Genomic DNA, 11036 nt, shown 5'->3' on the forward strand with positions numbered 1-11036 from the left:
ATCCCAATATAAAGGAAATAACGCCATGACAACAACGACACTTTCTATCTTACCAGAACAAATTGACGCCCTCTTGACCGGTGAAACAAATCAAGTGGCCAACTTGGCTAATGCAGCAGCTTTATTAAACCAAAGCCTTGAAGATATTAACTGGGTGGGTTTTTATTTATATGATCCCGCCACGGATAACCTGGACTTAGGTCCCTTTCAAGGCAACGTAGCTTGTATGCATATTCAGAATAATCAAGGCGTCTGTGGCACGGCTTTTTACAATAATGCCCCTTTACGTGTGGCAAACGTGCATGAATTTAAGGGCCATATTGCTTGTGATAGTGCCAGTAATTCAGAATTGGTCATTCCAATCAACGTTAACGGCAAAGCAATCGGTGTTTTAGACATCGACTCGCCCTTATTAGATCGTTTCTCAGCCACCGATGAACAAGTTTTAAGCATGTTCGTTACGAAATTAGCAAAACATCTTGCTAGTTAAGCCGTTTTTTGGTACACTAGCCTTTGTGTAAAATAATGCAGCAGTAAACGGCAGGTCCGGCAACAGTTGCTGGCACTACATTTTATGTACTCAATAACGTTCAATTGTGTAACCTTTTGTGCTGCAAAGGCGAAGATTGTAACATCAACTGAACGGCTGCTGAGTTTACGTTTATTATTTTACTCCAATCAAAATTTTGGAGGATACAAATATGTCTCGTTATACAGGTCCAAGCTGGAAATTATCCCGGCGCTTAGGTATCTCATTATCAGGTACTGGTAAAGAATTAGCTCGTCGTCCTTACGCCCCTGGCGATCACGGCCCTAACAGCCGTCGTAAGACTTCTGAATACGGCTTACAATTAACTGAAAAGCAAAAATTACGTTGGATGTACGGCTTAAACGAACGTCAATTTAGAAATCTTTTCGTTCGTGCCGGTAAAATTAAAGAAGGTAAGCATGGTGATAACTTCATGAGCTTACTTGAAACACGTTTAGATAACATCGTTTATCGTTTAGGCTTTGCAACTACACGCCCACAAGCACGTCAATTGGTCAACCATGGCCATGTGACTGTTGATGGCAAACGGGTCGATATTCCTTCTTATGAATTAAAACCTGGCCAAGTTGTTAGCTTGCGTGAAAAATCTCAAAACTTAGATATCGTCAAAGCCGCATTAGAAGCAACTGTTGCGCGCCCTGCTTTCGTATCTTTTGATGATAATGCTGTTGCTGGTACTTTAGTTCGTTTACCAGAACGTGACGAATTAGAACCAGATATCGACGAATCCTTAGTCGTTGAATTCTACAACAAGATTCTTTAATCTTTCCAATGAAAAGCTGGCAGTTATGTCAGCTTTTTGCTTACTAAAAATGAGGTCCCCTGAAACTTAAAGTTTCGGCGGGACCTCATTTTATCTTAAAGCCATATAAATCTGAAATAACTGTGCCATGGTTTGATCTAGCAGTTGCACCTGCTTATGGGCATCTGAAAATATCTCTGAATCCAGCGATACTAGGCGGCCGATTAAAAATTCGCCAGCCTTAGTTTTGCTAAATCTGGCTTGAATCTTTTGAAAATTAGTCCCCGTGAATGGCACACTACTGGGCTGAGTATGGTCTTGGGCCAGCATTAAGCCACTGGTGGTCAGATCAGGATACAGGTTCGGCAGCGTTGCCAGTTTGGCGGCGTAAACGGGTTTTTGATCCACTTCAGCCAGATAAGCCAGCCAAATAAATAAGGCATTTGGCCACAAACCAATTTCAAAGTGGGGCAACATTTTATAACCCCGCTTCCCTTCACCAATAGCCAACCACGTATCTGGTGGTGGATTTTTGTGGCGCCGCAAGTGCTTGGCGATATGCACATAAAATTGAAACTGACTTTGTTGGGTAAATTGGGTCGCATAGCGGGCGCCGATTTGTTCAAACTTGGGATCCACTTGACTGCGGATCAGTACCAGGCGCCCGGCTAGCGTGGGGTCTTTAAAAACATCAAAATCCTGTTGATCAATCATCTGCCCTCTCCTTTGCTGAATTAGAAAATAGGCTTTGGATTATAACTTGGCTCAGTTTACGCTGATTCCCTGCAAAAGGAAAGCTATAGGGAATAATGCTAACCGCTGCGGCAACATCGGTCACTATTGCGGAATTGGGCTGTGGTTGATAGGGAGCATAAATATTAGGAATAATCATGGCCACGTGACCTTGCTGCATATTTAAAGTTTGGGCGATTCGTAAAACTAATTTCTGGTAAGATTGGTCCACTTCTTCATAAACATCAAAACTATCTCCCCCGGCCGCCAAATCGGCAATGGCACTTAAAAAGACTTGTTCCCCCCGATCTGGAATGGTTTGGTAATTCTGTTGGTGTTGGGCTAAAAATGCAGCTGTAGCGGCCGTCTTCGGAATTGTGACCAAGGGTCGTTGTCCCAAACGCCCCCGGCGGTCATCATCATTTTTTTGGTCGATCAAGCTTTCAATGTCACTTTGCCCATCCCCAACCACATTGACAGGTACTTGTTCTAATATGGCCAATATGCGTTGATCTAAGATATAGAAATCATAGACGGAGCCGGGAATAAAGGCCTTGACCACCACGGTATCATCATAATCTAGGGCCTCTAAAAAACTGGTGGTAAAAGTGTGTTCATCAATGGGCGTCGTAAATACTTGTTGAGCTGTCTTCGGACCATTTTGCGGCGCAATCACCACGCCGCTCTTTTCAAATTCTGCATGAAATAAAGATTTAGCAACCGTTAAGTCGGTGGCCACAAACCCCTTGGGCACCGCAACTTGCGCGAACCCCAACAAATTATTCATGGCCTGTTGATCTGCTAAAATCGCCTGGAGTATCAAGGGGTTCTTAGCCGTGATTCGGGCATTGATAATGGCACTTTGTTGCTGACTGCGTAATTGCAAAAATTCACCGGTCCCATCCAAAAAGCGATAATTTAACCCCAATTCAATGGCACTGCCAATAAATTGCTGAATCTCTAAGCTTTTATCTGTATAACCCCGCAGTTGGTAGGGCTCCCCGGTTAATATCCGCTGATTCTTAGCAGCTAATTGCTGGCCAAATTGAAACAGCCCACTTTGGGCAAATTCTAACGCCAATTGTGCAGTCGGTGCCTGGGTTTCATTAGCTACTACCTGGGTCATTTTATCCAAAGCTGTTTGATAGTCCGTCTTTGGAAAGAATTTGGTGGCAAATTCTCGCATTTCTTGTAAATAAGCAGTGACCCGGGGCCGGGCCTGACTAGGTTGCGTTGGGTCTTCATTAGCCACTTGGTAGAAGCGCTGAGCCGCCGTCGTCAATTTTTCAGGATCGGTTGTATGGACCACATTAAATAATAAAAATAGCTTCAAAAACTGGACCTGGTAATCGAAAACGCCGTCAGCCACATTGGGTTGAATATCCAGGACTTGCAGGTCCAAATACTGGACACCTTGGCGGTAGTCCAAATCCCCTTTTTGTGGTCTTAAAAATAGTGGTGCTTGCAACAACTTGGGTTGAGGCTCACTGGCCGCTTTTCTGAGGCTTAGCAGATATGAATCAAAGTCTTGAAACATGTTACAATTAAGAAAACGTTTGGCTTGAATGGCAGAACGTTTGACCCCACTGGCTTCTGGCATGGCTATGGGGGCTGCACCAAAGAAATAAACCAAAATATCTAAATTACTAATGATATTTTGTGCCAAATGCAGATAAATTGCATTTTTAAATGCCGCAAAACTAGGATACTGTTTGGCAGTTTCTGTGGTAAATAATTGTGTTAACAACTCATCTGATAGTACCAAACGCACGCCTAACTGGGCGGCTTCATTGGGCGGCACACTAGGTTCATCAGCTAACAAGTCCTGGGGCCGATTGCTAAAGGGCCATATTATTTGCTCTGGCCCTAAGTTACGGACTAAGATTGAATCTAATGCTTTTAATTGTTGATAGATTTTAGTGCTATCTGTAAAAAAATCCGTGATCAAGTGTTGTGTCTGGCCAGCACCTGTTTGAAAATAGGCCTGTTGGGCTTTTGGTGCTAGATTTTTGGGGCGCACATTTTGAATCCCTTGTTTCTGCTGGTGCACAGTCACCACATCAAGCACTTTTTCAAAACGCAGACTTGTGTTTGCTAACAAATCTTGCCAATGGGCTTCAAGGATCTTCTGGCCAATATCAAACAAAATACTCTCACCTACTTCATATTTTTTCATATCCATATATTATAACTTGCCTCGAAATGGATGTACATGTGTTTTGAGGCTAGATTGGAAGGCGTTACTCTTGCAAAAGCCATTAGCTTACCGGATGCGGCCAACAGACATTAGTGAAGTCGTTGGTCAGCAGCACTTAGTGGGCCCTGGTAAAATCATTTACCGCATGGTCCAAGCCAATATGTTATCTTCAATGATCCTTTATGGTCCACCGGGTATTGGCAAAACCAGTATCGCCAGTGCAATTGCTGGTAGTACCAAATATGCTTTTCGTATGTTAAACGCGGCGGTAAACACTAAAAAAGATCTCCAAATTGTCGCTGAAGAGGCTAAAATGAGCGGCACTGTTATTTTAATGTTAGATGAAATCCATCGTCTGGACAAAACCAAACAAGATTTTTTATTGCCGCATTTGGAAAGTGGCCGGATTATTTTAATCGGCGCCACCACTGAAAATCCTTATATCAATATTTCACCAGCTATTCGCAGTCGTACCCAAATCTTTGAATTAAAACCATTGACCGCGCTTGACATCAAAAAAGCACTCCAGCGGGCCTTAGCCGATACAACCAAGGGGTTGGGTCAATATCCTGTCACGCTTTTACCTGAGGCCATGGCGCACTTTGCCAGCGCCACCAATGGCGATTTGCGCAGTGCCCTCAATGGCCTGGAACTGGCGGTCTTATCCACACCACCTGATCCTACCACAAAACAAATCGAAATCACCCTACCGATTGCCGAAGAAACCCTGCAAAAAAAGGCTTTTTCCCAAGACGGTGATGGCGATGCCCACTATGACGTGATCTCGGCTTTTCAAAAATCGATTCGGGGCAGTGATACAAATGCAGCCCTGCACTACGCTGCCCGCTTGATCGAAGCTGGGGATTTAAAAAGTCTCAACCGACGCTTATTAGTCATTGCCTATGAAGATATTGGCATGGCCAATTTACCCGCTTGCAGCCGGGTGGTGCAAGCCGTCACAGCAGCTGAAAAACTAGGCCTACCCGAAGCTCGGATCCCGTTGGCAGATGCCATCATTGAATTGTGCTTATCGCCAAAATCAAATTCTGGCATGGTGGCAATCGATAGCGCTTTAAGCGATGTTCAATCTGGTAAAATCGGCGCAATCCCCGCTGATTTAAAAGATGCCCATTATAAGGGGGCGGCGGCTTTAGGTCGGGGACTAGGCTATCAATACCCCCATGACTTTAAAGGCGATTTCGTCCCCCAACAATATTTGCCAAATAATTTGCGGCACAAACAATATTATCTGCCCAAAACCAATGGTAAATATGAACAAGCTTTTAAACAACAATATGAGCGTTTACAGCGTTTGTTAAAATCGCATTAAAATATAACCCTTTAGATATCGCTTTCTTGCATGCTGTTATTAATTATGCTACATTAAGGATGTGGTTACTAAGGTGTACGACGTTTCCCACTTATGGTTGACCGATCAAGTAATACTATATTGGGTTGGCTATGCTGTGACGGTGAGTATGCCTTTTCACTAGGAAATGAGCCAAGCAGCTAACCAAACCCACCCTGCTTTATATATCAGCGGGTTCAACACATCGGGAAATTATGCAACGGCACCACTAGTTGCCACATAAAGCTTATGCTTTATAAGGTCGGCACAAAACTTTGTTTTGTGCGCGGCCTTTCTTTTTTACATCCAATTTGAATTCTACCTTTAAAGGAGTTTATTTCGGTGCTTATTTTAACGATTATTATGGTATTTTTTATGTTATTAGTTTTAACGTTAGCCGTATATTTGCTCAAACACTTGGATCGGCCCTTCATGAGTTTTAGCCCCCAGGAAAACCCCACCCTCCGTTCCAGCATGCAAATAACGGCTTATCTGCTCATTGCCACTTGTGTACTTGGTGTTATTTTATTATTTTTCCAACAACCGAAGCTTCAGCTGATAACACTATTGCTGGCAAGCTTTATTACCGCTTTTTTTGCTTTAAGAATTTCACAACTATCGTAATAATAAAGGGTTTACATATCATTTTAGTGCTGAATAAAGTACAATATAGTTGTAAACAAAATAAGAGGTGATTTTCATGTTGCAACAGTACAGCAATATTTTAGTCGCAGTTGATGGTTCCTACGAAGCCGAATTAGCTTTTAGAAAAGCCGTTGAAGTTGCTAAACGTAACGGTGCCCATTTATTTTTGATCCACGTCATTGATACCCGGGCTTTCCAAAATGTTTCCAGCTTTGATTCCGCCATGGTGGACCAAGTGACTGAAACTTCAAAGAGCACCATGGAAGAATATGTTAAGACCGCTAAGGATTCCGGCTTAGACGATGTTTCCTATAGCATTGAATATGGTGCGCCCAAGACCATTATCGGCCGTGACTTTCCAAAGGAACATAACATTGACTTGATCATGATTGGGGCAACTGGGTTAAATGCCGTTGAACGGTTATTAATCGGCTCTGTGACCGAATTCGTGACTCGGTCATCAACTTGTGACGTCTTAGTCGTTCGTTCTGATTTGGATAACAAACCAGCCTTAGACGTTGTCAACAAACGCAGTACCATTAAGGGCCCTAAAGAAAAATAATTTGAATTATTATCAAAAAAGCTGCCTCCAAAAACCTAAGTTTTTGGAGGACAGCTTTTTTTAGAACCATTGTTTAAGGGCAATATCATGATTGAATAACAACCGAGCCAAATCAGTATGCACCACTTCAGCCATGGCTAAGGCAATTACTTGGTCCTTAGCAGTCTGAGGCTGGCCGTAAAATGCACTTAGCCCGTAGAAAACCGCCAAGAATAAAATTGTTTGTTTGGCTTTGGCAATCTCGATGCCCTGGTCAATATATGACTTAGCCCCAGCCACATTGCCCGCCTTAAATAAGGCCACGCTCAAAGCGTAATCCACAAATAATTTGGTTTCAGCATCCATAAATATCTTACTGTGCCGCGAGTGGACCATACTTTGCAATTGCTGCACGTAACTTGTTGCTGCATCTAAATCTGACTTTTGAATATAGGCTAAAATCAAGCCGGCAATGGCCACCACATCTTGTTGGATAATACCATTGGCCCGTTGATTTAAAGCCTGATTGAAATAAAAGATCGCCTTGTCACCATCCATTTTAAACAACAAAGAAATTAAACCATTGTACGCATAAATTTGCTTTAATAAAAATCGATCACTGACCTTACGAGCTTTAATCCGATCAAGCTGGTTTTTAGCAGCATCAAAATTTCCTTGGATGATATGCTGTCGGACTTCATTGAGCTGATTTCTAATTTCACTTTGCCGTGAGTTAACGATCACATCGTCAATGTGAATATTAAGTCTTTCACAAAGATTCATCAAAATTCGGATACTGGGTAATTTGTTTTGTTTTTCAATCAAGCTAATGGTCGCCTGGGTGCAGATCCCTGCTGCCAAATCCTTTTGGGATAACCCCATAATGCGCCGATAATACCTGATTCGATCACCAATTATCTTCATTTGGTAACCACTCCATTCTAATAAGCGTCTTTGCATCAGCCGGTTTTCTTAAAATTGTTGCCAGCTTTGCATATCTGGATCAATTTTCAATCATAGGTGTAACCAAAAGATGAATCCTAATCAACGACTGGTATGAATCCCATCCACAAAGTTATTATATGATAGCATTTTTCAAAAAGCAAAGATTTTGTCATATTATATTATAATTTTTCTAATTTTTGCAAACCATTTTTAGCGATTAGTAAAACGATTATTGAAAGTAAAATAACAGTCGTTATTTAATACTGGGTATAATACCATTATCATCCTCTTAAACCATCAACGGCCAAACATACGTTACCTATTATTAATAAAAATAATTCAAATATTGATATTTATTTGGATGTAGACCAATGTGTCGTCAACATTAATATTACATTAAAAAAGATCCAGTCAAGGTTCCCCCTGCACTGGATCTCATTATTATTAGTACGTGGTCATGATCTCATTGAGATAATCTTGGATATTCTCAGGAAAATCACCGCGAATAATCATCGCTTGTAGCAGCCGGCTGCGATTATACCAACGGTTCCAAAAAGTTTCGCTTTCTGCAGGTCGAATCATCAGTACTTCGGCCTGCCAATCCTTAAGCAGGGTCAAAAAGTATTCCGCAAAGAAACTATCTTTATTGGCTAAATAACTAAAAACAGCTGCCAAGCGGTTATCTTCGCCAAAAACCAATGCATCATTCATCCGCCGATAGCCTTGTAAAATCGTTGTTAATAAAAATAGCTTGTTGGCCCGGTTCAAATCAGAAGCCATCAACTCGTCAAAAATATTGCCGATATGTGTATACACATGTCCCCAGCCCTTTTGACCAATAAAGCCCCGGCCATCCCGTTCTAATACAACGTAGGTGGTAATCCGGTCAATAATGTCCACTAAATCTTCTTCCGAAAATGTGTGGTACATCGCCCGGTCAGCATATAACAGTGCCGATAAAATTAAAACACTAAATGAGCGCTTGAAAATGCCGTCCCCTTTTGGCTCTAAAATATGATAAAACAAAAAGTCTTCAGACAACAATGTATTTTTGATGTAATGGAACTGCTTTTCAGTAAAAGCTTGGGCATGGAGTAAATCATTAAATAAAAAGTAAACGCCCTTATCCCGAACCTGGGGATTGGGTGCAGCCAAATGACTTAACAAGAAATCTAAATCTGAATCTAAAATCACTGGTTCCCCAGCTTCTTTGACTGTTAAACTGATGGCCTGAATCTTAGCCAAAGCCGCCTTATCATCCACGGGCAGATCCATGATGGTCGCCGTTTCAGAATAAGGCACCTCATCAAACACTTGTCCGACTTTAAGGGATAAATTATGAAAGATATTCCCCGCCTCAAATTGCAGGCGCAGTTGATGGATCTTCTTTGACGTTTTTAAAACAACTTGATGTTCTGTATCCAAAATACGACCTCCCTATTCCTTGGGGTTAAACGGCTGCTAATAAGTCATCAGCAAATTGCCGTAATTTCTTTAAATCTTCAGCGCTTGGATCTTCGTCGATTTTTAGGATTTCACTACCCTTAGTGGCCCCAATTTGCTGGAAGACTTCATCATAGTAATCTAGTGCCCGACCAAAGTATTTATGTTTGGAAGAACTAGACCCTGTCAGGCCATAAACCTTACCTGTTAAATCTAATGTCTTTAAATCTTCAAAAAAATCTGCCGCCTCATCAGGTAATTCACCTTGATGATAAGTATAAGAAACCACCACGTCAATATCATAATTTGCAAAATCTTCGGCGTCGGTTTGAGACACTTCACTCATATCCACGATCGCGCCCTTTTGCATAAAATATTCATTTAAAAAGTTAGCAATCTGTTCATTTCTGCCACTCATACTTGCCCAAACGATTTTAACTGTTGCCATGAAAAACCACTCCTAAATTATGAATTTATCAAACTCTGACTTGACTTGTCAACCAAGCATCCGTCATCATATATTAAAAAGAATCCAAAATACAACTACCGAGGTAACTATGGAAAATATTAAACTAATCGCCATTGATATCGATGGCACCTTATTAGATGATCAAGGTAAAATCAGCCAGGCCAACATTGCAGCGATAAATGCAGCAACCCAGGCTGGTATCAAAGTTGTCTTGGCCTCTGGGCGGCCTTTAAGTGGCCTCCGCAAGGCTTTAAGCCAATTGGGGTTGTGGGATACCCAGCAGTACAGTATTGCCAGCAATGGGGCTATTATTCAAGAAAACAAGACGGCCAAAATTCTCAGCGAGAAAACTTTGCCGCTAAGTGCCTTAAAGGAACTCAACCAATATGCCCAACGCTATGACGTTAATTTAGTGGCCCAAGACCATCAATTCACCTATAACTTTAATTCACCTATAACTTTTCTGACCAGCCGATCCCTGAGACAAAATCGGAAAGTCAAAAAGTCCATCTCCCCATCAAGCCAGTCCAGTTAACAGATTTTGATGCGAATGCTCAATTTATCAAGATCATGTTTTTAGACCAAGTTCAAAAAATCACTGCCCTTATCCCGAAAATACCGGCCCCGCTTTTTGAAAAATATACCTTAGTCCACTCTATCCCTGAGGTTTTTGAAGCCATGAATAAAACAGCGGGTAAAGGTGCCGGTCTAAAAGCCTTGAGTCAAACACTGGATTTAGCCCCCGCCCAACTCATGGCCATCGGCGACCAAGCCAATGACATTTCAATGTTGGACTTTGCCGGAACTGGCATTGCCATGGGGAATGCCATTAATGATGTGAAAGTCCACGCCCAATATATTACCACAACTAATAATGAAAATGGGGTTGCCCATGCCATTAATCGCTTCGCTTTTGGTATTTTTTAAGATTTCAACTCATCTTTAAAAAGATTGCTCACCTTTGGGGGGCAATTTTTTTGTATCGAAATAAGCTGAATCATTATTGACCACATCAATATCAATGTCTAAATCTAAGCGTTTGTCAGGATAGACCTCTAAAATGACATTTTTATCGGTAATAAAGCGGACGATCCCCAAACAACTTTCGGCCAGGTGATCGTAAATACGCCCAGCGCTATAAGTCCCCCGAATCACGGTGTAAGGACTATTGGCCACATAGCCAACTTTTCCTAAGATAGGTAAAATTACCGCAATAGCTTCATTATCATGATGGTTGCGCACATCTTTAGTCAAGCTAACTTTTGTGCCTAATTCAAAAGGTTTTAACTCAAAGTAATAATTGGTGCCCGTCACCGTGACAAATACCTGTGAATCCGGCTTTAATTCGGTCATCTTCTTCCCTCCAGTCCAGTTAATATTGTACCATGTGGTGTAGCAAAAAAGCTTTCAAAACGTGCCCAAGC

Annotated in this window: 13 protein-coding genes; 7 read left to right on the top strand and 6 right to left on the bottom strand. The window is 41.8% G+C overall.

Features of this window, described 5'->3' with window-relative positions; genetic code table 11:
* Positions 1–25 precede the first annotated feature (25 nt).
* Entirely contained in the window at positions 26–490 is a 465-nt protein-coding gene (locus tag FC83_RS01365) for a GAF domain-containing protein (protein ID WP_035453761.1), read from the top strand.
* Between the two features lie 211 nt (positions 491–701).
* On the top strand, positions 702–1313 hold the full coding sequence (gene rpsD, locus FC83_RS01370) for a 30S ribosomal protein S4 (RefSeq protein ID WP_035453759.1): 612 nt from the start codon (positions 702–704) through the stop codon (positions 1311–1313).
* 90 nt (positions 1314–1403) lie between these two features.
* On the opposite strand, the gene FC83_RS01375 is transcribed toward rpsD, so the two are convergent.
* A complete protein-coding gene (locus tag FC83_RS01375) occupies positions 1404–2006 on the bottom strand; it encodes a DUF1054 family protein (protein ID WP_057002292.1) in 603 nt (200 codons plus the stop codon).
* Complete coding sequence (locus FC83_RS01380) at positions 1999–4206, bottom strand: hypothetical protein (protein ID WP_057002293.1); 2208 nt, start codon at positions 4204–4206, stop codon at positions 1999–2001. Before FC83_RS01380 ends, FC83_RS01375 begins: the two co-directional genes overlap by 8 nt.
* A gap of 64 nt (positions 4207–4270) precedes the next feature.
* On the opposite strand from FC83_RS01380, the gene FC83_RS01385 reads away from it, so the two are divergent.
* The 3 genes from FC83_RS01385 to FC83_RS01395 all read left to right on the top strand — a co-directional run bounded on the left by FC83_RS01385 (position 4271) and on the right by FC83_RS01395 (position 6776).
* A complete protein-coding gene (locus FC83_RS01385; RefSeq protein ID WP_035453755.1) occupies positions 4271–5551 on the top strand; it encodes a replication-associated recombination protein A in 1281 nt (426 codons plus the stop codon).
* Positions 5552–5911: 360 nt separating this feature from the next.
* Positions 5912–6193, top strand: a complete 282-nt coding sequence (locus FC83_RS01390) for a hypothetical protein (RefSeq protein ID WP_035453752.1) — start codon at positions 5912–5914, stop codon at positions 6191–6193.
* 76 nt (positions 6194–6269) lie between these two features.
* The gene (locus FC83_RS01395) at positions 6270–6776 is read left to right on the top strand and encodes a universal stress protein (RefSeq protein WP_035453749.1); all 507 of its coding nucleotides are present in this window, start codon (positions 6270–6272) and stop codon (positions 6774–6776) included.
* A gap of 60 nt (positions 6777–6836) precedes the next feature.
* Here FC83_RS01395 and FC83_RS01400 read toward each other — a convergent pair whose 3' ends face one another.
* From FC83_RS01400 to FC83_RS01410, 3 genes are all read right to left on the bottom strand, one after another.
* Positions 6837–7679: a helix-turn-helix domain-containing protein gene (locus tag FC83_RS01400; protein ID WP_035453746.1), complete on the bottom strand. Its 843-nt coding sequence runs from the start codon at positions 7677–7679 to the stop codon at positions 6837–6839.
* A gap of 465 nt (positions 7680–8144) precedes the next feature.
* On the bottom strand, positions 8145–9125 hold the full coding sequence (locus FC83_RS01405) for a DUF2785 domain-containing protein (protein WP_057002294.1): 981 nt from the start codon (positions 9123–9125) through the stop codon (positions 8145–8147).
* A gap of 25 nt (positions 9126–9150) precedes the next feature.
* Positions 9151–9591, bottom strand: a complete 441-nt coding sequence (locus FC83_RS01410; protein ID WP_035453743.1) for a flavodoxin — start codon at positions 9589–9591, stop codon at positions 9151–9153.
* Positions 9592–9700: 109 nt separating this feature from the next.
* Here FC83_RS01410 and FC83_RS17535 point away from each other — a divergent pair, with 109 nt between their 5' ends.
* Together FC83_RS17535 and FC83_RS17540 are read left to right on the top strand one after the other, a co-directional pair.
* A complete protein-coding gene (locus FC83_RS17535) occupies positions 9701–10147 on the top strand; it encodes an HAD family hydrolase (RefSeq protein WP_052004776.1) in 447 nt (148 codons plus the stop codon).
* On the top strand, positions 10087–10539 hold the full coding sequence (locus tag FC83_RS17540) for an HAD-IIB family hydrolase (RefSeq protein WP_081763113.1): 453 nt from the start codon (positions 10087–10089) through the stop codon (positions 10537–10539). The genes FC83_RS17535 and FC83_RS17540 overlap by 61 nt, the downstream gene beginning before the upstream one ends.
* Positions 10540–10554: 15 nt before the next feature.
* Here FC83_RS17540 and FC83_RS01425 read toward each other — a convergent pair whose 3' ends face one another.
* Positions 10555–10965 carry an HIRAN domain-containing protein gene (locus FC83_RS01425; protein ID WP_035453740.1) on the bottom strand — a complete coding sequence of 137 codons (411 nt, stop codon included), beginning with the start codon at positions 10963–10965 and terminating at the stop codon, positions 10555–10557.
* Between the last annotated feature and the right edge of the window lie 71 nt (positions 10966–11036).

It is taken from the genome of Agrilactobacillus composti DSM 18527 = JCM 14202, assembly GCF_001436375.1.
Taxonomy (GTDB): Bacteria; Bacillota; Bacilli; order Lactobacillales; family Lactobacillaceae; genus Agrilactobacillus; species Agrilactobacillus composti.